This window comes from Roseomonas sp. KE2513 (assembly GCF_016107305.1).
Lineage (GTDB): Bacteria > Pseudomonadota > Alphaproteobacteria > Acetobacterales > Acetobacteraceae > Roseomonas.
The window spans coordinates 52,511-77,320 of record NZ_RCVR01000020.1 but is presented as its reverse complement, the minus strand read 5'-3'; the positions used below and the strand labels follow the sequence as shown (position 1 = coordinate 77,320).

At 70.6% G+C, this 24,810-nt stretch carries 18 protein-coding genes; 11 read left to right on the top strand and 7 right to left on the bottom strand.

The features are described 5' to 3' along the window. Positions 1–65: 65 nt before the first annotated feature. The 5 genes from D9599_RS19190 to D9599_RS19170 all read left to right on the top strand — a co-directional run bounded on the left by D9599_RS19190 (position 66) and on the right by D9599_RS19170 (position 8,951). On the top strand, positions 66–1,628 hold the full coding sequence (locus D9599_RS19190; protein WP_198382896.1) for an ABC transporter substrate-binding protein: 1,563 nt from the start codon (positions 66–68) through the stop codon (positions 1,626–1,628). Continuing rightward, positions 1,625–3,400 (top strand): adenine deaminase C-terminal domain-containing protein, encoded by a 1,776-nt coding sequence (locus D9599_RS19185; protein ID WP_309228664.1) that lies wholly within the window; start codon positions 1,625–1,627, stop codon positions 3,398–3,400. Before D9599_RS19190 ends, D9599_RS19185 begins: the two co-directional genes overlap by 4 nt. A gap of 203 nt (positions 3,401–3,603) precedes the next feature. After that, positions 3,604–5,025, top strand: coding sequence for an MBOAT family protein (locus tag D9599_RS19180; RefSeq protein ID WP_198382894.1), 1,422 nt, complete (start codon positions 3,604–3,606; stop codon positions 5,023–5,025). 7 nt (positions 5,026–5,032) lie between these two features. Continuing rightward, entirely contained in the window at positions 5,033–6,157 is a 1,125-nt protein-coding gene (locus tag D9599_RS19175) for an alginate O-acetyltransferase AlgX-related protein (RefSeq protein WP_198382893.1), read from the top strand. A gap of 64 nt (positions 6,158–6,221) precedes the next feature. After that, positions 6,222–8,951 (top strand): tetratricopeptide repeat protein, encoded by a 2,730-nt coding sequence (locus D9599_RS19170; protein ID WP_198382892.1) that lies wholly within the window; start codon positions 6,222–6,224, stop codon positions 8,949–8,951. Positions 8,952–9,026: 75 nt separating this feature from the next. Here the strand turns inward: D9599_RS19170 and D9599_RS19165 are convergent, their stop codons facing one another. From D9599_RS19165 to galE, 4 genes are all read right to left on the bottom strand, one after another. Continuing rightward, entirely contained in the window at positions 9,027–9,746 is a 720-nt protein-coding gene (locus tag D9599_RS19165; protein ID WP_198382891.1) for an ABC transporter permease, read from the bottom strand. After that, complete coding sequence (locus D9599_RS19160; protein WP_198382890.1) at positions 9,743–10,759, bottom strand: alginate O-acetyltransferase AlgX-related protein; 1,017 nt, start codon at positions 10,757–10,759, stop codon at positions 9,743–9,745. The genes D9599_RS19165 and D9599_RS19160 overlap by 4 nt, the downstream gene beginning before the upstream one ends. Before the next feature lie 362 nt (positions 10,760–11,121). Then, positions 11,122–11,769: a GDSL-type esterase/lipase family protein gene (locus D9599_RS19155; RefSeq protein WP_198382889.1), complete on the bottom strand. Its 648-nt coding sequence runs from the start codon at positions 11,767–11,769 to the stop codon at positions 11,122–11,124. A 264-nt stretch (positions 11,770–12,033) separates the two neighbouring features. Beyond that, entirely contained in the window at positions 12,034–13,038 is a 1,005-nt protein-coding gene (galE, locus tag D9599_RS19150; protein ID WP_198382888.1) for a UDP-glucose 4-epimerase GalE, read from the bottom strand. 119 nt (positions 13,039–13,157) lie between these two features. Between galE and D9599_RS19145 the strand changes: the two genes are divergently transcribed. Together D9599_RS19145 and D9599_RS19140 are read left to right on the top strand one after the other, a co-directional pair. Continuing rightward, complete coding sequence (locus tag D9599_RS19145) at positions 13,158–14,525, top strand: glycosyltransferase (RefSeq protein ID WP_198382887.1); 1,368 nt, start codon at positions 13,158–13,160, stop codon at positions 14,523–14,525. Next, positions 14,522–16,051 carry a DUF6212 domain-containing protein gene (locus D9599_RS19140; protein ID WP_198382886.1) on the top strand — a complete coding sequence of 510 codons (1,530 nt, stop codon included), beginning with the start codon at positions 14,522–14,524 and terminating at the stop codon, positions 16,049–16,051. The genes D9599_RS19145 and D9599_RS19140 overlap by 4 nt, the downstream gene beginning before the upstream one ends. Positions 16,052–16,115: 64 nt before the next feature. Here the strand turns inward: D9599_RS19140 and pcaF are convergent, their stop codons facing one another. From pcaF to D9599_RS19125, 3 genes are all read right to left on the bottom strand, one after another. Then, a complete protein-coding gene (gene pcaF / locus D9599_RS19135) occupies positions 16,116–17,324 on the bottom strand; it encodes a 3-oxoadipyl-CoA thiolase (RefSeq protein ID WP_198382885.1) in 1,209 nt (402 codons plus the stop codon). 67 nt (positions 17,325–17,391) lie between these two features. Continuing rightward, complete coding sequence (locus D9599_RS19130) at positions 17,392–18,519, bottom strand: MFS transporter (RefSeq protein WP_309228663.1); 1,128 nt, start codon at positions 18,517–18,519, stop codon at positions 17,392–17,394. A gap of 107 nt (positions 18,520–18,626) precedes the next feature. Further along, positions 18,627–19,214 (bottom strand): GvpL/GvpF family gas vesicle protein, encoded by a 588-nt coding sequence (locus D9599_RS19125; protein WP_198382884.1) that lies wholly within the window; start codon positions 19,212–19,214, stop codon positions 18,627–18,629. 263 nt (positions 19,215–19,477) lie between these two features. Between D9599_RS19125 and ugpA the strand changes: the two genes are divergently transcribed. The 4 genes from ugpA to D9599_RS19105 all read left to right on the top strand — a co-directional run bounded on the left by ugpA (position 19,478) and on the right by D9599_RS19105 (position 24,780). Continuing rightward, positions 19,478–20,359, top strand: coding sequence for a sn-glycerol-3-phosphate ABC transporter permease UgpA (gene ugpA / locus D9599_RS19120; protein WP_198382883.1), 882 nt, complete (start codon positions 19,478–19,480; stop codon positions 20,357–20,359). Then, positions 20,359–21,276, top strand: a complete 918-nt coding sequence (ugpE, locus tag D9599_RS19115) for a sn-glycerol-3-phosphate ABC transporter permease UgpE (RefSeq protein WP_232480683.1) — start codon at positions 20,359–20,361, stop codon at positions 21,274–21,276. The genes ugpA and ugpE overlap by 1 nt, the downstream gene beginning before the upstream one ends. A 3-nt stretch (positions 21,277–21,279) precedes the next feature. Continuing rightward, complete coding sequence (ugpC, locus tag D9599_RS19110; RefSeq protein ID WP_198382882.1) at positions 21,280–22,350, top strand: sn-glycerol-3-phosphate ABC transporter ATP-binding protein UgpC; 1,071 nt, start codon at positions 21,280–21,282, stop codon at positions 22,348–22,350. A 63-nt stretch (positions 22,351–22,413) separates the two neighbouring features. Further along, complete coding sequence (locus D9599_RS19105; protein ID WP_198382881.1) at positions 22,414–24,780, top strand: glycosyltransferase; 2,367 nt, start codon at positions 22,414–22,416, stop codon at positions 24,778–24,780. Positions 24,781–24,810: the final 30 nt, after the last annotated feature.

Below are 24,810 nucleotides of genomic sequence, written 5' to 3'. Positions count from 1 at the left end.
GTTGCGGGGTGGCCGCGGACCATGCCAGCTTGCCCCCCTCACCACCAGATAACCCCGAGGTTCCGATGCGCCTGCGCGCCGCCCTTCTTGCCGCCGCCATGGCCCTGCCGGAGACCGCGGGCGCCCAGGACCTGCTGCGTATCGGCGTCGAGTCCGGCCCGACGAGCCTCGACCCGCATTACGCGAGCCTCATCACCAACATCGCCTTCGCCCGCCATGTTTTCCAGCCGCTGGTGCAACAGGACGCACGGCAGGAGCTGCGCCCCGCCATCGCCAGCGCCTGGCGGGTGGTGAACGACCTCACCTGGGAATTCACCATCGACCCCCAGGCACGCTTCCACGACGGCGCGCCGGTCTCCGCGGAGGACGTTGCCTTCACCATCCAGCGGGCGGGCAACGTGCCCAATTCCCCCTCCTCCTTCGGCTACGCGACACGGGTGGTGACAGCGGTCGAGGACGCGGGCGGCGGCGTGGTTCGCATCCGCACGCGGGTGCCCACGCCGCTGCTGGCGAACAATCTTGCCCTGGTGATGATCGTGTCGAAGAAGCACGGCGAGGGCGCAACGACCGCCGACTATAATGCCGGCCGCGCCATGATCGGCACCGGGCCCTTCCGCCACGTCTCCTGGCAGCCCGGCAGCCCCTTCGTGGCGGAACGCAATCCCGCCTTCCACGGACCCGCCCCTGCCTATGCCCGGGTGGAGTTTCGCCCCATTCCCGCCGCGGCCTCGCGTGTCGCGGCGCTCAGCGCCGGCGATGTGGACCTCGTCGAGATCGTGCCGCCCGAGCAGTTCGAGCGTTTCCGGAGCGACACGCGCTTCACGACGAGCGAGAGCCCTTCGAACCGCCTTATCTTCCTCACCCTGGACAGCAACCGGGCGGAGAGCCCCTTCGTACGAGCGAAGGACGGCTCGCCCATCCACAATCCAATGCGCGACGCTCGCGTCCGCCGGGCGCTCTCCCTCGCCATCAACCGCCAAGCCCTGGCAGATCGCATCCTGCGCGGCCAGGCTTTGCCTGCCGGCGACCTCGGCCCACCTGGCTATTTCGGCACCTCCCCCGACCTCACCGCTGAGAGACTGGATCTGGAAGGGGCCCGCAAGCTGATGTTAGAGGCCGGTTTTCCGCAAGGTTTTGCGGTACAGGTTAATGGCCCCAACGACCGCTTCGTGAACGACGAGCAGATCGTGCAGGCCATCGCCCAGATGTGGACGCGCTTGGGTATCGCCGCGACCGTGGAGACCAAGCCCCGCGGCACCTGGCTGAGCGAGGCCGCCCAACTCAAGTACAGCGTGAACCTCGCCGGCTTCTCACCCAACCCCGAGGTTCTAGGAATGCTGGAAACACAAGTGCATAGCTGGAACACTTCGCTCGGCCTCGGAACGGCGAACCGTGGCCGCTTCAGCAATCCAGGCATCGATGGGCTGATCCAGCAGGCCCGTCAGACCATGAACAACGACGATCGCGCCCGGGTGACGCGAGAGGCGACACGTCAGGCGATACGTGAGCAGACCTCTCTCATCCCCCTGTATTTTCAGGTTAATACATGGGCCATGCGCCGCGGCGTGACCTACGAGGCGCGAACCGACGAGATGACTCTCGCCCAGTCCGCTGGGCACGCGCCGTGATCCCCGCCGAGACCCGCCGCGCCGCCGTGCTGGCCGCCCAGGGTAAGGCGCCGTTCGACCTCCTTCTTACCGGGGGAATCCTGGTGGACGTAGCGCTGGGAGAGCTCCGCCCTGCCGACATCGGCATCACCGGCGGGCTGATCGCCTCCGTCCACCCGCCGGGCACGCGCTCGGACGCCGCCGAGGTCCACGACCTCTCCGGCCGCTTCCTCTCGCCGGGCTTCGTGGACAGCCACCTGCACTTTGAATCCTCCTTCATGGCCCCGGCGGACTACGCCTCGGTCGTGGTGCCTCAAGGCACGACCACCACGGTCTGGGACCCGCATGAGCTGGCCAACGTTCTGGGCGTGCCCGGCGTGCGCTGGGCGGTGGAGAGGGCGCGCGGGCTGCCGCTGCGTGTGCTGGTCGCCGCCCCCTCCTGCGTGCCCTCCGCCCCTGGCCTGGAACTCGCGGGCGCAGAGATCGGGCCGGAGGAGATGGCGGAGATGCTCTCCTGGCCCGAGGTATCCGGCGTGGCCGAGGTCATGGACATGGCTGGTGTCCTCTCCGGCAGCGCGAGGATGGAGGGGATCGTCGCGTCCGGCATGGCCTCCGGCAAGAACGTGAACGGCCACGCGCGGGACCTGATCGGCCCGGCGCTGCAGGCCTACGTCGCCTCCGGCGTCACCTCGGACCACGAGATCATGGGGCCGGAGGACTTCCTCCAGAAGCTCCGCGCCGGGCTGACGGTGGAGCTGCGCGGCAGCCACGACGCGGTGCTGCCGGGCGTGGTCGCCGCGATCAACGCCCTGCCCTCCCTGCCGCCCACCCTCGTCACCTGCACGGACGACATCTTCCCCGACGAGCTCGTCGAGAAGGGCGGACTGCGGGACACGCTCGCGCGGCTGGTCACCTACGGGCTGCCGCCCATCCACGCGCTAAAGATGGCGACGCTGCACGCCGCGCTCCGACTGAAACGGGACGATATCGGCCTGCTCGCCCCCGGCCGGCTGGCCGAAGTCGTCGTGCTCTCGGACCTGACGGGCATGGTGGTGGAGCGCGTCTATGTCGGCGGGCGGCTCGTGGCGCGGGACGGGGCCATGCTCGCACCCCTGCCCCGCGACCTGCCCGCGGACTCGCCGCGCGACACCGTCCACATCCCGCCCCAGCCGCCCGAGGCCTTCGAGCTGCGTCCCCACGGCGTGGCCAACGGCCGCGTCCGGCTACCGGTGGTCGGCGGCGCCCGCGTGGTCCACTGGGCGGAGGCCGAAGTGGAGGTCACGAACGGCGTCGCCGCAGTCCCGCCGGGCCACGCGCTGATCGCGGTGCTGCACCGCCATGGAAGGCGAGACCCGGCGCCCGTGGTCTGCCTGGCGGATGGCTGGGGAGAGCCCCGCGGTGCCGTCGCCACCACGATCAGCCACGACAACCACAACCTGCTCGTCATCGGCCGCGACGTGCGAGACATGGCGGCCGCGGCCAACGCCCTCATCGCCTGCGGCGGCGGCATAGCCGTGGCACAGGGAGGCGAGGTGCAAGCCGCGATGCCCCTGCCGATCGCCGGGCTCCTGGCAGAAACGCCGCCGGCCGAGACCGCAGCCGCCTTCTCTCGGCTGCGCGCGGCGGCCGACCGCGTGATGGACTGGAAACCGCCCTTCCGCGTCTTTCGAGGCATCACCGGCATCTCGCTCGCCTGCAATCCGGGCCCGCATCCGACCGATCTCGGAATTTCAGATGGCGGAACGGGCGCGCTGCGCGATCCGGCCGAGCCTGTCCTCGCTGCCACAGGCTGACGGCATTCGCATGGGTGGGCCACGTGTTCCGCCCGTGCTTGACTGCTTCTCCTTGCGTAACCACGAAATCGTGAATTAAACCCGCGGCTGCCCTCCTGGGGAGGAGGGTTTGAGGGCCCTTTGCGCGTAACGGGCCGGCCGAGGGGAATCCTGATGCTGCGGACGCAAGGCCCGGTCGGGCCCGACAGGGGCTGCGGCGGCCGATGATCTTCGCCTCTTTCGAGTTCCTCTGCCTCTTCCTTCCCTTCTTCTTCGCCGCCTACTTCCTGACGCCGTTCCGTTACCGGAACTGGCCTATCCTCATTCTCTCCTGGGCCTTCTATGCCTGGTGGCGAGTCGACTTCCTGCTGCTGCTCATCTTCTGCACGATCTTCACCTTCTATACCGTGCGCTGGATGGACGCGGCCGGGCCGAAGACGCGGCTGGGCACCTGGCTGCTCGTGCTCGGCCTTGTCGGCAACCTCGGCGTGCTCGCCTATTTCAAGTACGCGAATTTTGGCGTCGGTGCCTTCAACGATATCCGCGCCGCCTTCGGCCTGACCCCGGTTCCCTGGACCGAGATCATCCTGCCGATTGGCCTCTCCTTCTACGTGCTTCAATCCGTTTCATACCTGACGGACATCTGGCGCGGCACCGTGCCCGTCACGAAGCGGCTGGTGGACTACGCCACCTACAAGGCGATCTTCAGCCAGCTTATCGCCGGCCCGATCGTGCGCTACGCCGAGATCAAGGACGAGCTCGTCTCCCGCCCGCACACGCTCGCGCAGTTCGGCACCGGCGCACGGCGTTTCATGATCGGCTTCGCGATGAAGGTCTGCCTCGCGGACACGGTGGCGCTGGTGGCCGACGCCGCCTTCGCCCTGCCCGCGCCGACGCTCGCCGATGCCTGGACAGGCGCCATCGCCTACACGCTGCAGCTCTACTTCGATTTCGCGGGCTACTCGGCGATGGCGATCGGCCTTGCGCTGATGATCGGCTTCCACTTCCCCGAGAACTTCAACCATCCCTACCTCTCGGGCTCCATCCAGGCCTTCTGGCAGCGGTGGCACATGACGCTGTCGCGCTTCCTGCGCGACTACCTCTATATTTCCCTCGGCGGGAACCGGCGCGGCGCCTTCCGGACCTACCTTAACCTCTTCCTGACGATGGTGATCGGCGGCCTTTGGCACGGCGCCAACTGGACCTTCATCGTCTGGGGCGCCTGGCACGGCGGGCTGCTGGCGCTGCACCGGCTCTGGCAAGCGGCGGGCAACCGGCCGATGAACTACGCGCTCGGCAACGCGCTCACGATGCTCGCGGCCATCATCGGCTGGGTCGTGTTCCGCGCGCACGATATCGGTAACGCCGGCACCATGTATGGCGGGATGCTCGGGCTGAACGGCGCCGGGCTCAGCGACACACTTGCCTGGCAGGTCACGCCGGACCAGTGGTGGACGATGCTCATCGCGGTGGCGATCGTCTACCTGCCGCTGCTCGGCACCCGCCTGCCCTTCCAGCGGCCGCCCGAGGCGATGGGCTCGTTCTGGCGCGGAACCTGGGTCATCGCCCCGCTGCTCGCCTTCCTCCTCGGCGTCGTGCTGCTCTACAGCCGCGCGGCCGTTCCCTTCCTCTACTTCCAGTTCTGAGGGCGAGATGAGCGACACCCCCTGGAAGAACGCCCATCGCGCCGCCGTCCTGCAAGGTGTGGCCGCCGTCGTCCTGCTCGGGCTTGGCGCCTGGCAGGGGATCGAGGCGATCGCGAGTCCGCAGGGGCAGCAGCGGCTCCGCCCGACGCTCGACCTCGCTTCCTTTCTCTCGGGCAAGCTGACCGGCGCGGTGAACCACGTCATGGCGCACGAGCTGCCTGCGGACCCTTTGCTGCGGGCGGCAGGCGGCGTGTTCCGGTACAGGCTCTTCGGCTCCGGCGGCCCAACGGTGCGCGTCGGCTGCGGCGAGACGCTCTTCCTGACCGAGGAGTTGCGCCCCTGGCCCGGCGCCGAGGCCGCGATGGCTGAGCGCGCCGCAGTTGTCCGTCGGGTGCGAGACTCGCTGGCCGCCCGCAACATAGCCCTGGCCGTCGCCGTGGTGCCGGACAAGGCGCGGGTGGAGCAGGCGAAGCTCTGCGGGGCGCCGCGCTCCGCCCAGGCCGAGGCGCGGCACGACGCGTTCCTTGCTGCGCTGCGCGGCGAGGGGCTGCGGCCGATCCCGCTGCTGCCCGCCCTCTCCGCCGTCGAAGCGCGGGGCGCCGCCTACTACCGCACCGACACCCATTGGAACCAGGAGGGTGGGAAGGCCGCTGCCGCCGCGATCGCCACGGCCGTCGCCGAGGTGCCGCTAACCCGCGGAGACGATTACCGCACCACTGCCGCGGCGGCGGAGACCGACGGCCCAGGCGACCTGCTGCGCGTGACGAGCCTCGACCGCGTACCGGACGCACTGCGCCCGCACCCGGACCGCCAGCGTCTCGAGCGCACGGAGAAGGCGGAGGACGGCGCGGGCGGCGGGCTGCTCGACGAAGCGCCGGCGCCGGAGGTGGTGCTGATTGGCTCCTCCTACTCGGTGAATGCCAACTTCCATGGCGCGCTGCAGGCGGCGCTCCGCAGCACCGTCCTGAATGCGGCCACGGCCGGCGGCGGCTTTGCCGGCAGCGCGGCCGCCTACCTCGCCGGCGAGACCTTCCGCGAGTCACCGCCCCGGCTCTTGATCTGGGAGATCCCAGAGCGCGTCGTGGCGCAGCCGCTGACCGCCGCCGAGCGCGAGTTCATCGCGCGATGGTAGGCCGGTGCCGCACTGCCCCGCCGGCGCCCGCGCTTTCCGCCCTGCGAAGCGGATACCGCTGGGCATGGAACGGCGTGCCGATTATTATGAAACCGGTCAGGTTGAGATCGGCATGCTGGAGAGTTCAGTAATGGTCTCGCACCCGCCTCGCCCCACGCCGTGCCGGCGAGGGCTCCGGGTGGCAGGTGCCGCCCCCTCGGCGAGGCTCTCCCTTCTTGCCGGCGCCGGGATGATGGCGCTGCTGGCAAGCCTGGCCACCGGCCCGGCAACGGCCCAGACCGCCGAAGCCGGCAGCCCCCAGTTGGCAGGAGAGGCACCGCCGCGCCTCGGCAGCCGCGGCGCCGCGATCCTCCTCGACCAGGCGAACTACTGGAGCGCACAGGGGCGGCCCCAGCTGGCGCAGCAGGCCCTCGACCGGCTGCTGACGCTGGAGCCGAACAACCCAGGCGTGCTGGCGGCCGCCACCGAGGTAGCCGCGCTGAACGGCGACCGCACGAATGCTGAGATCTACACCGCCCGCCTCAACCAGATCGCGCCCGACACGCCCGCCGCCCTACGCGCCGCCACCTCTCTGCGCGCGCTGCTGGTGGACCAGGCGGTGCTGGCCGAGGCACGTCGCCTCGCCTTGGCCGGGCAACGCGAGGCGGCAATGCAGCGCTACCGGGAGTTGTTCCCGCGTGGCGAGGTGCCGCTGATCTTCGCCGCCGAGTACTATCAGACGCTGGCCGGCACCTCTCCCGAGAACTTCGAGGAGGCGAGGCGGGGCATGGAGGCGGCGGTAATGGCCGCGGGCGAGAACCGCCCGCTCCAGCTCGCCTATGCCCAGATGCTCACCTACAACGAGTCCTATCGGTTGCAGGGGATTGAGCGGCTACGGCAGCTCGCGGATGTTCCCGCGATCAGCTCCGCGGTCCGTGCCGCGTGGCGTCAGGCCATCCTCTGGATGCCCGGTGATCCCGATGCTGCCGAAGCCATCGGAATTTACCTTCAGTCCAACCCGCCGGACCCCGAAATCGGGGCGAAGTACGACGAGGCTAGGGGCACGCTCGTCCCCCAATGGGTGACAGAGCGTCTCGCGGGCTGGGACGCAATCGCGGCCGGCCGCGTGAACGATGCTGAGCGGAACTTCAACACCGCTCGAGAAGGCGATCCGAACGATCCGGAGGCGGTCATCGGCCTCGCGATCGTCCGTAAACTGCAGTTTCGCTTCCCCGAGGCACGCACACTGTTTGAGGAGGGCGTCGCCCTCGCTCCCTTCCGGCGGGAGGAGTTCACGGAGCGGGTGGGCAGCCTCGACGGTTATTCGAATGCGGCCCCGCCCGGGAATGTCAGAGGCAACGGGCGTGGGAGGGATGGCAACGGCAACCGCGCGGCCGCGCCGGTGGCGCCCAGCAGCGCCGTCCAGGCTTGGCGCAGCCTCAACCGGAACGATGCGGACAAGGCAGAGGAAGCCGCGCAGCGTGCGCTCCGCGGCAGTGCCAACGAGAGGTTGCAAGGCGAGCTCGTCCTCGGCTTCCTGGCTATCCGACGCGATGATTTCTCAACCGCCGAGACGCGGTTCCGCACGGCGCTGACCATCCAAAGGACGAACACTGCCGCCCAGGGCGGCCTGTACGAGGCGCTTCAGCGCCAGGGGCGCTTCGCCGAGGCGGACCGGCTGCTGACGGAGAACGGTTTTCGCCCGCCGGCGGGCTCCCTTGCCTTCCGCTCCGCCGCCCTACGCCAGGAGGCGCAGCGCACGACGGATCCGGACGCAAAGATTGTCCTGCTGCGAAACGCGCTTGCGGCCGATCCGAATAGTACTTGGGCAGCCATTGACCTCGCGCGTACCCTGAAGGAAAGGGGCCAAGCGGACGAGGCACGGCGGGTGGAGCGGGAACTAGCCGCCCGCAGCGCCCCGGACGCACTCTTCGCCTCCGCGCTTCTGTCGAACGCGGACGGTCGGATTGCGGAGACGGTGGATCGCCTCGGCGCAATCCCGCCCGGTGCCCGCACCGAAGATGGCAACCGTCTGCTCGAGCAGAATCGCCGCGCCCTCGAATTGCGTCAGTTGGAAGCGGCTGCTCGGGGCAACCCGCGCTCTGACGCAGCCCGCCGGCTTCTGGCACTTGCCTCTCAGCCCGACGCGACGGGCGAAACCCAGGCCGGCGTCATCCGCGCCTTCACGCGCCTGCGCCAGCCAGCGAATATCGAGGCAGCGGCGCGGGCGGCAAGCCCTGGCCCGAGCGCTCCAGCAGCAGCCCGCATCGCCATCGCGGGTGCGCTGTTAGATGCTGGTCGTGCGACAGAGGCTCAAGCAGCGGTGGCCAACCTCGCCCGCGACCCGGCGCTTACGGGCGAGGCGCGCACCCGTGCCGCGACAGTGCGCGCCACGTCGTCCACAACCATCACGGACCGGCTGAACGACAGCGGCGGTCGGCAGGGCGCGTTGGACCGGCTGGCACCCTCCTCTGGTCAGGCGAACGCCGATATCGACGTCCAGCTTTCCCTTGCGCGGGTTTATTCCGGTTCCGGCCGAGGCACCGACGCGGTGCGCATCGCCGAGCCAATTCTCGAGGCTAACCCGGACTACGTGCGCGCACGGGCCGTGGCCGGCGAGGCGGCAGTGGCGAACAATTCGATCGGCCGCGCCGAGCAGATCCTGCGCGAGGGACGTGCGCGCGGTGCCGACGAGTTGCAGATGGCTCTGCTCGAGGCTCGCATCGCACGGGCGCGCGACGACCACCTGCGCGCCCGTCGGGCTCTCGAAGAGGCCGCCCGGCTACGCGCGATGCAGCTGCGCGAAGGCAACTAGCGGGCAGCTAGCGCCGCGGCGCCCTTCCCTTCCCATCCAGAAGGCGCCGGCGCCCCCTCGGGGGCGCTGCGCGCGTCAGTTCCTCCAGCGCGCCGTCGTGTCGCGGCCGACAAAGGCCACGAGCGCGCGCCCCTCGGGACGCATGAGCCAGATGCTGTACATGCCGCCGGCCTCCAGACCCTCCAACGGGACATCGGGGGCGACCTGGCCCGCGCAGCCCGCGCGAAGCTGGGCTGCAACGGGCTGGACCGTGCGGCTTACCGTCGTCCCGGGTGCCACGGGCGGTGGAAAGACGGCAGGGCCGCTCGGCGCGAGCAGAACGGAGGCGTCGGGACAGTCGGGCGCCGCGTTGTAAAAGCTGAGACGCGCGCGGGCACGATTGAAGTCGGCCTGATCCACAATTGGCGTCGCAGTGATCCCGCCGTCACCCTGGGGCTGCAGGAGCACCGTGTTGAAGCTCTTTGGCTGTAGACGCAGCACAATCCTGCCGGTGCGACGGCCGGCTGAGGCTTCTACTACCATCTCACGGTTGCCCGTAACGCGCTGGGCGACGTTGTAGACTGTCACGCGCTCCGCAGGGCGGGTGCCAAGCTTTAGGGCCGGCAGGAAGGCTGGCCGGAGGGAGACTTCCTCGCCCATCGTGTTCACGAAGCGCACATAGGCGGAGTCCGGCGGCGGCTCAGGGTCGTAAACCTGTGCCTGGCCTGACGGCGTCTGAGCCCCGGCCGAGGTCGCTCCCACCAGGGCGGCGAGGAGGGGCGCGAAGGCCTGCCGAAGGGAGTTGGGCTTGGTCATGCAGATACCGCCTGGCGCAGATTGTTGAGGAATTGGTCAGAGCCCATTGCATTGTTGCCCCAGCCGGAGCTGCTCGGACCTGCGGTGAGATCAACCTCGAGATAGGTCCAGATCAGCAGCTTCGGCCGCTGCTCACGGAACCCTGGGCTCGTTACGTACTGAAGGAGAATCGCGTATGCCCCAATATTATTTGGCTTCCAAAACAGCGAGACCGGCCGACTCAGCTGGTTCGAGAGGATGGGCTGAAAGCCGTACTTCGGCTCCATGTAGCTGTTGCCGACGAGGGTAACGTCCGAGGTGTCGTCAGCGAGAAGGGCGTTCTGCCCACCCGACGCGACGACGTCGCGCGACACGAAGGGTTCTGCTCCGTAAGTGGCGCGCTGCGCCTCCGGAAGGTTACGGACGAGGTCGCCGCGCGGGGCGACCCGACTGATCGGCGCCGAGACCTGAAGGCCTGGCCGGGCGCTCGCTGGCAGCGTTGGGCCAATTGCCTTCGCGGCCTCGACGGCCGCGAGTTCGGCGCCCATCGGCGTCCAGTGAGTATCGGTCTTGAAGAAGAGTTGTGTGCCCGCCGCATGCGCCCGGAAGGCGGTGTCGAGGTCCGGCGTGATCGCGCCAGCTTTCCGGAACTCGGCCTGCACGCCGGCATAACGACGGTCAACTGTGGAGGCGACCCTCATGCTGTCAGGCAGGAACTGGCGATAAGTTCGCGCCTTCGAGGGAACAAGTACCATAGCCACGTCAATGCCCGCAGCCTTCAGGGTCGCGACCGCGCGTGAGATGACCTGCACGACAGGACGGACCTGCGGGGCGTCGTCATCCGCGATCTTGTCCCAAAGTGGGAACAGCCAGCCCTCCTTGCCGACGACAGCAAGCGAGGGCGCGCTCTGCGCCAGAGCGATGTGGGGCGCCGCGAGCGCGGCACTGAGGCCAGTAGATGCGGCGGCCAAGAAGTGGCGACGGTTCGTCAGCGTGCCGGACCCGGTTCGGGACCCATGCAAGGTGCCGCTCATCAGAGGACTCCGCGATAGGTTGGGCGGTGGTGGTCCCGCCCATCCAGATGAGAAGAATCGGGCAAGCAGGACGGCCGGGCCGCTGGCGGTGGCTGACCATCCGGGCCTGCCGGGAGGGTTGCGCGAGTGCGGCTGCCGGACTCGGATGGTGGAAGCCGGAGAGGAGCCGGAAGGATGCGGTTCGCCGCGCGGTTCCGGCCTCGCGGCCGCAGTTGCCCATCGACAACCCTCATCCAGCGCCGTTCCCCGCCACCTCACGTCCTCGAGATTGTTAACATACTAACGCGCCCGGGAAACCGAGCCTGTCGAGACAGCGGCGATCATGGCTATAATGCAACAGCTGTTCGGCCTGCGCGCCCCGCTCAGGGCGTGAGGATCGCCCGCAGGCTTGGCTCGATGGCCGCGGAAAGCCTCGCATAGCCCTCGGCGGAGAGATGCAGCCGATCCGGGGCGATGGAAGGTGCAAGGCGCCCCTGAGCGTCCACCAGCGCCGGCCCAGCATCGAGGTAGAAGACCGATCGCCCGTCCGCGCAGCGCGCGATCAACTCGTTCACCTGAGCGTTCAGGCGTCGCCCCGGGTCATTCGCCTCGGCACCGCGCGGGAGGATGCCGAGAAGGAGGATGCGCGTCTCCGGGGAGCGGCGGCGGACCTCGCGCAACACCTCGGCGATGCCGAGCGCCGTGCTCTCGGGCGGCGAGTTGTAGGAGGCGTTGTTGGTCCCGATCAGCAACACCGCGAGCCGCGGCCGAAGGGTTGACGGCCACTGTCCCCCAGCCGTTAGCCTCCAGAGCAAGCCCTGGACGAAGTCACCCGACACGCCGAGGTTGAGTGCGCCGTACCGGCCGTAATTCGCCTCCCAGTCCCGGCGGTCCCAGTTCTCCGTGATTGAGTCGCCGAGGAAGACAAGGTTTACGCGGGAGAGGTCGCCCGCGGCCATCCGGCTCAGCGCCACGCTGCGGCTGCGCCAATAGGGCTCCTCCAGCCGCTCCGGGCGGGCCTCGCGCGGCATCGGCTGTTGGGGCAGGCCTGGGCCATCACCGCGCCCGGCACGGCCGAGAGGAGGGCCGCGAGGGTGAGGAAGGTGCCCCGGCGGCGGGGCCGCGACAGGCGTGCGGGGCGCGCGTCATCGAGATGGCCCATGGGCGCGTCCTGCTTCCCCGGCGTGCCCACCCGCGCGGGTACGGGGCGTCGCCGCACGGCGCGGCAGGGCCGGTCCTCGCACGAAGGGGTGGCAAGGACCAGTCCCGCCCGTGACGGGGGAACGCGCGGTGCGTCAGGCCGCGGCAGCCACGTCGCCGTAGCCGCCCGGGTTCTTCATCCGCCAGGCGCAGGCCGTGCCGACAATGCTATCCAGCGCGCCCAGCTGCGGCACCCAGCCCGTGTCGCGGCGCAGCGCCGCGTTGGAGGCGACGAGCACCGGCGGGTCGCCCGCCCGGCGCGGGCCGAGCACATGCGGCACTGGGCGGCCCGTCGCGCGCTCCACCGCCGCGATCACCTCCATCACGGAGGCGCCTGTCCCGCTGCCCACGTTGTAGCGGCAGGATGGACCGTCCTTCAGCCGGTCGAGCACGCGCAGATGCGCGTCTGCGAGGTCCGTCACATGGACGTAGTCGCGGATCGCGGTGCCGTCGGGCGTGTCGTAGTCGGTGCCGAAGACGGTCAGCGCCGGGCCAAGCCCGAGGGCCGCGTTGATCGTGTTAGGGATCAGGTGGGTCTCCGGATTGTGATCCTCGCCCAGCCGTCCGCCGGGGTCAGCGCCCGCCGCGTTGAAGTAGCGCAGCGCCGCGGACCGCAGCCCGAGCACCTGGTCCGCCCACTCGAGGCCGCGCTCGACCATGAGCTTCGATTCGCCGTAGGCCGAGACCGGACCAACCTTCTCGGCCTCGTCGATGGGGATGCGCGTCGGCATGCCGAAGAGGGCGGCTGTGGAGGAGAGGACGAATCGCCGGACGCCCGCGCGCACGGCCGCCTCGGCCAGCCAGAGCGAGTTGCCGACGTTCTCGGCAATGTATCGCAGCGGCTCGCGCATGCTCTCGCCGACGAGCGAAAGCGCCGCGAAATGAAGCACTCCGTCGAAGCGCCAGCTTGCGAAGACCTCCTCCACGCGCCGGCGGTCGGCCAGGTCCGCGACCACCAGCTCCATGCCCGGCTGGACTGCGGCGCGGTGTCCCTGGCGGAGGTCGTCCAGCACGACCACGTGGTCGCCCCGCTCCTGCAAGGCGAGTGCAACGTGACTTCCGACATAGCCGGCGCCGCCCGTGACCAGGTACCGTCCCATCAATCCTCCTCAACCATCCGCGCACCGGGGTGGCGGATCGCCGGCCCGGGGGCTGGACGGCTTCGCTTATCCGGGTGAGACGGTCCAATCACATAAGATAGGGCGGTACGGGCTCGACCATGCGGATAGGGCGCCTGCTGGTTATCCTCCCGGGGGACGCATTCGGTACGCCCGAGGCGCAGGCGCTGCGCATCCTCGGCGCCGCGGTCGCGCTCGGCGCCACCGGGACCGTGGCAGCGGAGGCGGGCCTGATCGCCGGACTTCGCCAGACCTTGCCGGCGGAGGGCGGGCCCGCGCTGCTCGACCTGCCCCTCGCCTGGCGCCGCGGTCCGCAGGAGGAGGTGCGCCGAGGCCAGGCCCGCGCAACCCGTGCAGCGCTGGTTGCGGCCCGCCCGGACGCGGTGATTCTAACACTGCCCTGGCCGGACCGCGCGGTGGGCGCCATGGCTGTCCTCGCGCAGACGCGCACCCCTTGCCTCGTCCTCGCCCATGTCGCCCCGCGCGGTGCAAGGCCGGCCGGGCTCGACGCCGCCGCCCTTCAGGCCGCGGCCGCCCTGCACGCCGAATGGATCGCCCCAAGCGCGCCGACCGCCGAGCGGCTGGCGCGGCTGCTGGGCCTCGCGGAGGACCGCGTCTCCACCATCCCCCTCGACGCGGAGCGCCCGTCGCCGCCGGACCGGGAGGCCTGCCGGGAGGCGCTGCGCGAGCGGCTGGGCATCGGTCCATCGGCGCCGGTCGCACTCTTCCTTGGACGGCTGGACGCGGCCAGGGGCGCGGACCGCCTTCCCGCCATCGCCGAGGCCTTTGCGGCGCGCACGGGCGGGGTGGTCGCCTGCCGCGGCGCAGGAATCCTGGAGGCAGCGCTGCGCGACGCGGCCGGCGAGGGCAGCACGCTGTGCATGCTCGACCCCGGCGCGGAGGAGGCGTCACTGCTGGCAGGCGCGGACATGCTGCTCATGCCTTCCCGGCTGGAAGGACCGCCGGTCGGCTATCTTCGCGCCGCCCGCCTGCGCGTTCCGGTTGTGGCGAGCGCGGAGGCGCTGGAGGCCCTCGGCGAGGACGCGCCCCGCTTGGCGGCGGTCGTGGATGCGGAGGACCCCGAGGCGGTGGCCGAGGCGCTGGCCGCCTGCCTGGATCCGGGCAGCCCGGCTGCCGAGCTCATTGAAGCGGCTTGGCAGCAGGTGGAATCCCTCGACCCCGCGGTGACGATGGCACGCCTTCTCGGGCGGCTGCGGCGCCTTGCCGCCCCTCCGCCGGAGGCCCCGCCCTTCGCCGCGCCCGCCTTCGCGTGGGAGGCGGCCGAGGAGCGTTCGGAAGCCCGGCCCGAGGCTCCAGCGGCCAGGGAAGAGGCTAAGCGGGACGTCGAGGGCGCCGCCCCGCCTCCGGAAGCGCTGGTTGCGGAGGAGGAGGCCATCCCGCACGCAACCACTCCTTCCATATTCCCCGCGCCCGATCAGGGGCCGACAGACGAGGCTCGCATTCCTTGATCCCGCGCGCCGCCCCCGCTCACCTGACGCGTCTGGCCGAAGCGTCGCCACGTTTCCTCGTCGCCGAAGGCGTGGTGGACCCCTCTCCGATCGCCTCTGCCGCGCTCCATGTCTGGATCCTCGCGCCGCGTGGGGAAAATATGCTGATCCATCCGCTCGGCACCCGCGCGCCGGAGATGGCGGCCACCGTTCCCCTCCCCTCCCCGCCGGTGGGCACCATCGGCCTCGTCGCCCCGGACTGGCAGCCGCTGGCCGCGCTCGGCACCTGGTGGTCCGCGGCCGAGGGGCTTCCGCCGCCCTTCGTTCCCGCCAGCTCCGGCGCGGAAGCGCTGCCGGGCGTGCTCGCCATGACCGCGGAGGCGCTTTCCGCCGCCCTGTTGCGCGAGGCCGCCGCCGTGCGCGCCGAGGGAAGCGCGGAGGAGCCCGACGGGATCCTCGCTGACGAGGCCACCCCTCCCCCTGCCCCACGCGCCCTCGACTGGGCGAAGGCGCGGGCCCTGAAGGGAGGTGTTGATTCCGTAGCCATTGGCGACGAGGCGCTGCGACCGTTGCTGCGCGCCCCCGCGCAGGGCCGCTCCATCCTGCTGCTGCCGGACCTTGGCACGCGGGGAATGCGGCGATTGCGGATCACGCTCGCCCATGGAACGGGTCGCGGTGCAGCGGTCGCGGCCTGGATCAGGCCGGGCGGCCCTCCGCCAGATGATCTTACCGACCTCTCGCACGCCGTGCCCGGCTCGGCCTGGACCGGATGGCGGCCGATCGGGGAGGACGCGGTGACGCTGGACCTGGCCTTCCAGCCACGACTCGGCGAGGAGGCCATGCTCGCGGTGGGCCTGCGCGCGGGCGAGGCAGAGGCCGTCGTGGAGCTGGAGGCCGGAACACTCTCGGCCGAGGCCTGGCCCGAGCCGACCAAGGCCCCACTCCCGGTAGCGGCGCCCTGGGCAAATCTTCAACCCCTCGAAGCGATGGCCACCGGGCCCTGGCCCCCCGCCGCGCCGCAGGATCACCCTACCGAGGCGCCATCGGCGGGCGGGATGGCCATCCCCGGAACCTTGGCCGGAGGTGAAAGGCCACGCCGCCTCCTTGCAACCGGTGCGCAGTACGAAGGGCTGCGCCTGAACGATTACGAGAACGACGGGACCTACCGTCATCTCGAGTTGGACATGGCCGCGCTGCGCACCGGCAGGCGCGAATGGGCGCCCGTCCGGCTGAAATTTGCCATTGAGGAAGGCGAGCCGCGGCTTGAATTCCGCCTCGCCGCCGGCTGGCCCGCGATGTTCGAGGAATGGCTGGGTCGCCAGAGCGACCGGTTCGGCCCCTTCCTGCGCGTGTTCCAGAGCGACATTCAGGAATTCCTGGAACTCGTTTCGGACGAGCGCGACGCCGCTCTCATGGCCGCGCTGCTCGAGATCCTTCCGCGCGTGGTGGAGGAAGGATGCCACCGGGCCGGCGTTGCCGCGGCTGAAATTCCGGGCTGGCTCGCTGCCGCCCAGGCGCTGCGGGCGGAGGGCACCCGTTCCGCGTGAGGGGCCGGGGAGAGGAGGAATTCCTTTTCCCCTCCCCAAAGTCACCCACGCTGCCTGAGCGGTATCAGACCCGCTCGACGATCATCGCGATCCCCTGGCCGACACCGATGCACATCGTGCAAAGCGCGTAGCGGCCGCCGCGGCGGTGCAGTTCGTGCACGGCGGTCTGCACCAGCCGAGCGCCGCTCATGCCCAGCGGGTGGCCGAGCGCAATGGCACCGCCGTTGGGGTTCACGTGGTCGGCGTCATCCGGCAGGCCGAGGTCGCGAGTGACGGCGAGCGCCTGGGCCGCGAAGGCCTCGTTCAGCTCGATCACGTCCATGTCGGAGAGCTTCAGCCCCGCCTTTTCGAGCACCTTGCGCGTGGCCGGCGCGGGGCCGAAGCCCATGATGCGGGGCGGCACGCCGGCGGTCGCGCTGGCCACCACGCGGGCGCGCGGGGTCAGGCCCTGGCGGCGCGCCATGTCCTCGTCAGCCAGGATGATGGAGCAGGCGCCGTCGTTCACGCCCGAGGCGTTGCCGGCGGTGACGGAGCCGCCCTCCTTGCGGAAGGGGGTAGGCAGCCTGGCCAGGGCCTCGGCGGTGGTTTCGGGGCGCAGGTGCTCGTCCTGCTCGAAGATTACCGGGTCGCCCTTGCGGCGGGGGATGGTCACCGGGACGATCTCCTCGGCGAAGCGGCCGGCTTTCTGCGCGGCGCCGGCCCGCTGCTGGCTGCGAAGCGCGAAGGCGTCCTGGTCGGCGCGGTTCACCTGGAAGTCCTGCGCCACGTTCTCCGCGGTCTCGGGCATCGAGTCGACGCCGTGCGCCTTCTTCATGGCGGGGTTCACGAAGCGCCAGCCGATGGTGGTGTCGTAGATCTCGGCGTGGCGCCCGAAGGCCTCGGCGTTCTTGCCCTGCACGAAGGGGGCGCGGGTCATGCTCTCGACGCCGCCCGCGATCATGAAGGAGGCCTCGCCGGCCTTGATGGCGCGGGCCGCGATGCCGACCGCGTCCATGCCGGAGCCGCAGAGACGGTTCACCGTACTGCCGCCGATGCTGTCGGGCATCCCCGCCAGCAGCAGGGCCATGCGGGCGACGTTTCGGTTGTCCTCGCCGGCCTGGTTGGCGCAGCCGAAGACGATGTCGTCCAGTGCGGCCCAGTCCGCGCCCTCGTTCCGCGCCATGAGCGCCTTGAGGGGAACGGCGCCGAGGTCGTCGGCCCGCACGGCGGAAAGCCCGCCGGCGTAGCGCCCGATCGCGGTGCGGGCGGCGTCGCAGATGAAGGCCTCGGCCATGGCATTCCCTCTCTTCCGGTCTGTGGCTGGCAGGAAGCCCATCCGGGGCGTGCTGCCAAGGGGGCGGCTAACCCGGGCGGCGCAGCGCCGCGAGGGCGAGCAGCGAGATGAGCCCCACGCCCGCGAAGATCCAGAGGGCCTGAAGGCCGAGCCGCTCCAACGAGAGGCCGAAGGCGAGCGGCGCGAGCGCCTGGATGAGCCGCATGGGCGCGAGAATGATCCCTTGCCGCGCCCCATAGCCGCGGGCTCCGAAAAGAGCGAGCGGCAGGGTGCCGCGCACGATCGTCAGCAGCCCGTTCCCGGCCCCGTGGAGGATGGCGAAGGCCGCGGGCCCCAGCCCGGCCGCGAGGGCCAGCGCCGCCGCGGGGTGCCCGGCCGTCGCCAGCCGCGCGGTGGTCAGCGGGTGCAGCCGGCGCAGAACGAGCACGTCCAGCACGCGGGCGAGGACCTGCATGGGCCCGACGAGGCTGGCGGCGAGAAGGGCCAGCTCTTCCGAGGCGCCGCTCCGGGTGAGCAGGCCCGGCAGATGGGCCGCCATGGCCGCGATGTTGAAGCCTGAGCCGGTCAGCGCCAGCGCGAGCAGAGCGAGTTGCCCCCAGCCCGCCGCCCCCTCCGGCTCCTCCGCGCTGGCGGCGGCGGTGGGCGGCGGCGGCGCGGGTGGGACGAGCAGAAGGTGCAGGGGCAGGCCGAGCAGGAGTTGCAGCACCGCCCAGGAGGCGCAGGCGCCGCGCCAGCCGAGCCAGGCGCTCAGCCAGGCGGTAAGCGGCCAGCCGATCGTGCTCGCGAAGCCCGCCATCATCGCCACGCCCGAGATCGGCCCGCGCGCCTCTTTGCCGTAGAGGCCGGCCAGGGTAGCGAAGGCGGAGTCGTAAAGCCCGAGCGCCATGCCCAGGCCCAATAGTCCCCAGCCGAGGAAGAGCACGATCGGCCATTCCGCCGGCGCCAGTGCCATGGCCCCGAGGCCCGCGGCGAGCGCCAGATTCGACCCCGCCAGCACGCCGCGCCCGCCCCGGCGGTCGATCACGCGCCCGACCCAGGGGCCGAGGAGCGCCGTCAGCAGGAGGGAAGCGGAGAAGGCGCCGAAGATGGCGCTGGGCGGAAAACCGTAGTCCTCGGCCATCGGCGCGGCGACGATGGCAGGAAGGTAGTAGGAGGAAGCCCAGGCAAGGGTCTGCGCCACGCCGAGCGCGCCCACCACGCGGCGCCTGCCGGACGTCCCGGCCGCTGGCGGAATGTTCCTGGTCTTTTGCACGGAGCCATGAAGCGGGATGGGAGGCCCTGCATCAAGCCCGCACCGGGGCGTCAGGCGTCCTGCAGGATGGCCTTGGCCAAGCCGTTCGGCTTGCCGGGCGGACTGACGCGAAGGGAGAGGCCGGTGCCGGCGAGCCGGTGAGCCTCCAGCTCCAGCGCGGCGCGCAGGCGCTCCACCGCCGCCCTCGGCACGGCGACCGACCAAGTGGCGGGGTCGGCGCCCGGGGCGGGGCGGACGGCCGCGCGGGCCTCGCTGGAGAGGATGGTTTCCACCCGCTGCCCGATGAAGAGGCGCCGCGCCACCCGGGCCGGATCCGCTTGGGCCCCGGGGGCCAAGCCCTTGTCCCGCTGCCGCAGCCAGGCGGCGTGGCGTGGCGCGTCCTCGTGCAGTTCCAGGCCGACCTCGCGGCAGCCGGACAAGGCGTGGAGGGCGGTCGCCAGGCGCGGCTCGCGCGCGACGAGCCAGGCGCGGACTTCTTGCAGGTTAGCGAAGCCAAGGGGCTCCGGCAGGCGAAGAGCAGAGGGCGGCAGGCTGGCGGCACCGCGCCAACCAGCCAGCAGGCCCGAGATCCGTCCGACCCGCACGGCCGGAAGCTGCGGCGCTTTTTGCAGGCCGACGCCGAGGAGAAGGAGGGGCATCGCGGTATCCATGGCCAGGATGATGCAGGAGAGGGATGAACGGAGAGTTCATGACGCTCCCCTCACGGCCGGTGTTGGACCCTCCACAAAATTCTGGCCGGGCTGTAGTCTCCGCGCTCATCGGCGTGCCGAGGCCAGCCGCGCGGACACGCGGCGCCCCGGCACGGCGGCGGTTACACGGCCAGGCGGCCTTCCCCGGCCCGCTCAAGAATGGACAGACTTGCGCCGCGCGGGCTTCCGCGTCCGGCGCGCGGGAGGGCGTGATGCAGAGAAAGGTCATCTTCCGGGGCAGGCTCCTCCCCGTCGCGCTGCTGCTCCCGCAGTTGGCGATCACCTTCGTGTTCTTTTTTTGGCCGGCCGGGCGGGCGATCTATCAATCCCTGCTGCGGGAGGATGCCTTCGGGCTATCCCAGGAGTTCGTCGGGCTGGAGAACTTCCAGGATGTGCTCTCGGATCCCAACTGGGTGAACGCAGCGCTCAACAGCGTCGTCTTCTCCGGCTGCGTTGCGGGGCTGGCGCTGGGCCTCGCCCTGTTCCTCGCGGTGCAGGCAGACAAGTCGCTGAGGGGCGTCACCGTCTATCGCAGCCTGCTGATCTGGCCCTATGCCGTGGCGCCCGCCGTGTCCGCCGTGCTGTGGCTGTTCCTGTTCCAGCCGCAAGTCGGGATGATCGGGCGCTGGCTGAACGCCGCGGGCTTCGCCTGGGACTACCGCCTGAACGGCACGCACGCGATGATCCTCATCGTCATCGCGGCGGCCTGGAAGCAGATCGCCTACAACTTCATCTTCTTCCTGGCAGGGCTGCAATCCATCCCGGCAAGCGTGCTGGAGGCAGCGGCAATCGATGGCGCGCGCCCGGCGCGGCGCTTCTGGTCGATCATCTTCCCCCTGCTCTCGCCAACGACCTTCTTCCTGCTGATCGTCAATCTCACCTACGCCTTCTTTGAGACCTTCGGCATCATCCACGCGCTGACCAGCGGCGGGCCGGGGCAGGCGACGGAGACGCTGATCTACAAGGTCTATGTGGATGGCGTGCAGAACCTCAATCTCGGGCTCTCCTCCGCTCAGAGCGTGATCCTGATGGTGCTGGTGATCGCCCTCACAGCCTTCCAATTCCGCGCCGTCGAGAAGAAGGTGCACTACTGATGGACGCGACCGCGAACCCCGTGGCCATGCGTACGGAGCCGGTGCGGGACGACGCGCTGCTGCGCGCTACTCGCCGCCGCGCCCTCCTCTCACGCCTGCTCGCGCACGGGGCGCTCATCCTCGGCGTGCTGATCGTCGCCTTTCCGATCTACATGACGCTGGTGGGCTCCACTCACGATGCGGGAACTATCGGGCGCGGCGACGTGCCGCTCTTGCCGGGCGCGCACACGGTGGAGAACTACGCCACCGCCTGGAACGAGGGCGGCGGGCGCAGCCACACCACGCCGGCCTCCACCATGCTGGTGAACAGCCTGATCATGGCGGTGGCCATCGCCCTCGGGAAGATCGCCATCTCCATCCTCTCGGCCTACGCGGTGGTGTTCTTCTCCTTCCCTGGCCGGATGCTCGCCTTCTGGGCAATCTTCATCACGCTGATGCTGCCGGTGGAGGTACGGATCATCCCGACCTTCCAGGTGATCGTGGACCTCAACCTCGGCAACACATGGCCAGGGCTGGTGATCCCGCTGATCGCTTCCGCGACCGCCACCCTGCTCTTCCGCCAGTTCTTCCTCACCATCCCCGACGAGTTCGTGGAGGCCGCAAAGATCGACGGCGCGGGCCCGGCGCGTTTCCTGAAGGACGTGGTGCTGCCGCTGTCGCTGACGAACATCGCGGCTCTCTTCGTCATCCTCTTCATCTATGGCTGGAACCAATATCTCTGGCCGCTGCTGATCATCAACGACCGCTCCATGGAGACGATCGTGGTCGGCCTGTCCAAGATGATCGGGCGGGGCGACGCGCAGAACGAATGGAACACCATCATGGCGACCGCCGTGCTGGCCCTCCTGCCCCCCGTGCTCGTCGTCGCGCTGATGCAGCGCTGGTTCGTGCGCGGCCTGACCGAGACCGAGAAATAGCCGATGGCCACCCTCTCCCTCCGCGACGTCAAGAAGTTCTTCAACGCCACGCAGGTGCTGCACGGCATCGACCTGGAGGTGAATGACGGCGAACTCGTGGTGATCGTCGGTGCCTCCGGCTGCGGCAAGTCCACGCTGCTGCGGATCGTGGCGGGGCTGGAGACGCCGACCTCCGGGCAGGTGGTCATCAACGGGCGCGACGTGACAGGGCTGGAGCCGGCGGACCGCGACATTGCCATGGTTTTCCAGAACTACGCGCTCTACCCGCACATGACCGTCTTCGGGAACATGGCCTATGGCCTGAAGATCCGCGGCATGGCGCGCGACGAGATCGCGCGCCGCGTGCAAGCGGCCGCCGAAATCCTCGGCATCGGCCCCTTGCTGGACCGCAAGCCGAAGCAGCTCTCGGGCGGGCAGCGGCAGCGCGTGGCCATGGGGCGCGCCATCGTGCGCGAGCCCGCCCTCTTCCTCTTCGACGAGCCGCTGTCGAACCTCGACGCGAAGCTGCGCGTGCAGATGCGGGCCGAGATCCGGCGTCTGCAGCGGCGCCTCGGCGTCACCTCGCTCTTTGTCACGCATGACCAGGTCGAGGCGATGACGCTCGGTGACCGGCTGGTGGTGATGAATGCGGGCCGCCCCGCGCAGGTGGCGCCGCCCATGGAGATCTTCTCCCGCCCCGCCGACACCTATGTCGCCGGCTTCATCGGCAGCCCCGCGATGAACTTCATCCCGGCCTCGCTCGACCAGGGCAATGGCTCGGCCCGCCTGCCGGACGGCACGCTCATCCCCTTCGCAGACGGGCCGCGGCCGGGCACCGCGGGCACACCCATCACGCTTGGGCTGCGGCCGGAGCACGTGGAGCCCGGCGACGGCCCTGGTTCGATTCCTTTGACGGTCGAGCTGATCGAGCCCCTTGGCTCGGAGACGGTCGTGCACGGCCGCACGCCCGCCGGCATGGCCGTCACCGCGCGGCTCAACGGCGCCTTCAGCGGCGAGCGGCTGCCAGTCCGGATCGCGCCCGCCCACCTCCACGTCTTCGACGCCGACACGGGCCGCCGCCTGGATCCTGCCTGAGCGACTCCCCTTCCGGCGCGCCTGCGGTCCCGCTACCCATCCCCTATGGATGCCCCGCACGACATGATGGAAGAGGCCGCCTCCCTGCGGGAGGAGGCCGCGCGAGCCTGGCATGACGGACAGCACGAGGAGGCGGCACGCCTTTTCGGGGAGGCGGCGCTCCTGGGCTCGCCCGGGTGGGAGGACCTTCTCTGGCAGTCCCATGCCCTTCGCAGCGCGGGCTTGGCGGAGAGGGCGCTTTCGGCGATCGACGCCGCGCTGGCCGAGGCACCGGCCGAGCCCCTTCCCTATCTTCACCGCGGGCATGTTCTCCTCCTGCTCGGGCGTGAGGCGGAGGCCCGGCGGGCCTACGGGCTCGCGATGACCTTTGGCCAGGGCGATCCGGCCGCCGCCGCCGCGGCGGCGACCCTCGCGCAACTGCCCTCCGGCAGCCCGCCTCCGCCGCCGGTGCCGCCGCGCCCGCCAGAGCCGATCCTGCCCAAAACACTTGCGCCCGAGATGGCCACCCCACCGGAAGAGGCGCGCAAGTCCGATCCGAAGCCTGAGTTGTCAACATTGCAAGCGCCCCCCGCGCCCGAGCCCGGGCGGGCACCGCGGGAAGCCGCCCTTCCGGCCCGGCCGCTGCCGACCACGCGGTTTCCTGCCCCGCGCCTCTCCATCGCGGTGCGGCGGCCGGAGGGTGCCACGGATCTGCCGCCGCCAGCCGTCGGAGGGATTGCCTTCGACGTCACCGACCTGCTGATGCATTTCGCGACGCGCCGCACCCTGACGGGCATCCAGCGCGTGCAGGCGAGCCTTCTTTCGGCCGCGTTACGCTCCGGCCAGCGGGCGACCTACCTCTCTTTTGAGCACCCGCGCGCCACCTGGCGGGCAGTGCGGGAGGAAGATCTTGCCCGGCTGCTGAGCGCCGCCGCCGCCGGATCGGATGTGAACGACCCCGCCTGGATCGAGGCGCGCGATGCCGTGCCCGAGGTGGCGCGCGGCGCGCCGGCACATGTCTTCGCCGAGGGCCAGGTGCTGGTGAACCTCGGGAACTCCTGGGGCGTTCCCGCCTACTTCCGTGGGCTGCGCGCGGCGCAGCGGGCGCACGGGGTGCTCTACGTGCCCTTCCTGCACGACTGCGTGCCGCTCGTCATGCCGGAGCACTGCGTGCGCGTGCTGGTGCAGGACTACGCGCGCTGGTTCTCGGCCATGGGCGTCCACGCCCACGGAGTGCTCTGCAACTCGGTGTCCACGCGCGAGGATGGGCGGCGCTTCCTCGAACGCCTGCTGCCGGGGCTCGACCTGCCCATGGCCGTCGTGCGGCTCGACGGCGACCCGCGCGGCGGCGTGACGCCGGATCCCGCGGCGCTGGAGGGCACGCGCGCCCCACGGCCGCCCGAGCCCTACGTCCTGTTCGTCGCGACCATCGAGAGCCGGAAGGACCACCTGACGGTCTTCCGCGCCTGGCTCTCCCTGCTGCGCCGTCACGGCTCGGCGCGCGTGCCGCGCCTCGTCTGCCTGGGCGCGCTCGGTTGGGGAGTCGAGGCGGCCATGAACCTGCTCGCGGCCAGTCCCGAGCTGGCGCGCCACGTCGTGCTGCTACACGGCATCTCCGACGCGGGGCTAGCGGCGCTGTACCGGGATTGCCTCTTCACGATCTATAACTCCCACTACGAGGGCTGGGGCCTTCCGGTGACGGAGAGCATGGCCTGGGGGAAGGCGGCCGTGGTGCCGCGGCACTCCGCGCTCATCGAATCCGGGGCTGGCGCCGCGGTCTTCGTCGAACCGCAGAGCGAGGGCGACATGGCTGCGGCGGTGGAGCGGCTGCTCTTCGAGCCAGGCGCGCTGGCCGCGGCGGAGCGGTCGGTCGCGGCACTCGGTACGCCCCGCCCCTGGACTGCAGTGCTGGCCGACGTGACGGACGGCGTGGCGGAGTTCACCAGGCGCGCGGTGCCGCCACCGGAGGAGCGCGTCTCGCTTCCGCTCGGCCACCGAATCGGCTTCCAGGCGACGGAGGCGCGGGTGCCCGATCTCTCGATGGCCCTGTCCGACATGATCCGCGACGGGTCCGGCTGGCTGCTGCCGGAGGGATGGGGAACCCCGATGCGCGGCGGCTCGGCGCGGCTGCGCCTGCCCCTGCCGCCCGGTACGGACGGATCGCTGCGTCTGCACCTCGAGCTGCGAGGGGTTGGCCGCGGGCCGATCGGCCTGTCCCTGCTCGCGGACGGCGCCGCCTCCGGCTCCGCGACCATCCCCGTCCCGCCGGAGGGCGACTTCGCCACCGCGCTGCCTGTCGAGGTCGGCGAGGGAACGCGGGTGCTGGAACTGGAGTTGGACGCGCTGACGGGGACGGGCCTTCGCGCGCTGATGCTATGCCGGGCCGACGACCTGATGGCGCGGCTCGACTTTCTGGAAAGGCAGCGCCTGCCGCCGGTGCGGCCGGCCTGATCGGGCCCAAGATACAGCCATAGGTTGCTG

What these genes read in the sequence shown, in the direction of transcription:
- D9599_RS19190 (WP_198382896.1), top strand. Translation starts at nt 66, where the DNA reads ATGCGCCTGCGCGCCGCCCTTCTTGCCGCCGCCATGGCCCTGCCGGAG.
- D9599_RS19180 (WP_198382894.1), top strand. Translation starts at nt 3,604, where the DNA reads ATGATCTTCGCCTCTTTCGAGTTCCTCTGCCTCTTCCTTCCCTTCTTC.
- D9599_RS19175 (WP_198382893.1), top strand. Translation starts at nt 5,033, where the DNA reads ATGAGCGACACCCCCTGGAAGAACGCCCATCGCGCCGCCGTCCTGCAA.
- D9599_RS19170 (WP_198382892.1), top strand. Translation starts at nt 6,222, where the DNA reads ATGGAACGGCGTGCCGATTATTATGAAACCGGTCAGGTTGAGATCGGC.
- D9599_RS19165 (WP_198382891.1), bottom strand. Translation starts at nt 9,746, where the DNA reads ATGACCAAGCCCAACTCCCTTCGGCAGGCCTTCGCGCCCCTCCTCGCC.
- D9599_RS19160 (WP_198382890.1), bottom strand. Translation starts at nt 10,759, where the DNA reads ATGAGCGGCACCTTGCATGGGTCCCGAACCGGGTCCGGCACGCTGACG.
- D9599_RS19155 (WP_198382889.1), bottom strand. Translation starts at nt 11,769, where the DNA reads ATGCCGCGCGAGGCCCGCCCGGAGCGGCTGGAGGAGCCCTATTGGCGC.
- galE (WP_198382888.1), bottom strand. Translation starts at nt 13,038, where the DNA reads ATGGGACGGTACCTGGTCACGGGCGGCGCCGGCTATGTCGGAAGTCAC.
- D9599_RS19145 (WP_198382887.1), top strand. Translation starts at nt 13,158, where the DNA reads ATGCGGATAGGGCGCCTGCTGGTTATCCTCCCGGGGGACGCATTCGGT.
- pcaF (WP_198382885.1), bottom strand. Translation starts at nt 17,324, where the DNA reads ATGGCCGAGGCCTTCATCTGCGACGCCGCCCGCACCGCGATCGGGCGC.
- D9599_RS19125 (WP_198382884.1), bottom strand. Translation starts at nt 19,214, where the DNA reads ATGCCCCTCCTTCTCCTCGGCGTCGGCCTGCAAAAAGCGCCGCAGCTT.
- ugpA (WP_198382883.1), top strand. Translation starts at nt 19,478, where the DNA reads ATGCAGAGAAAGGTCATCTTCCGGGGCAGGCTCCTCCCCGTCGCGCTG.
- ugpE (WP_232480683.1), top strand. Translation starts at nt 20,359, where the DNA reads ATGGACGCGACCGCGAACCCCGTGGCCATGCGTACGGAGCCGGTGCGG.
- ugpC (WP_198382882.1), top strand. Translation starts at nt 21,280, where the DNA reads ATGGCCACCCTCTCCCTCCGCGACGTCAAGAAGTTCTTCAACGCCACG.
- D9599_RS19105 (WP_198382881.1), top strand. Translation starts at nt 22,414, where the DNA reads ATGATGGAAGAGGCCGCCTCCCTGCGGGAGGAGGCCGCGCGAGCCTGG.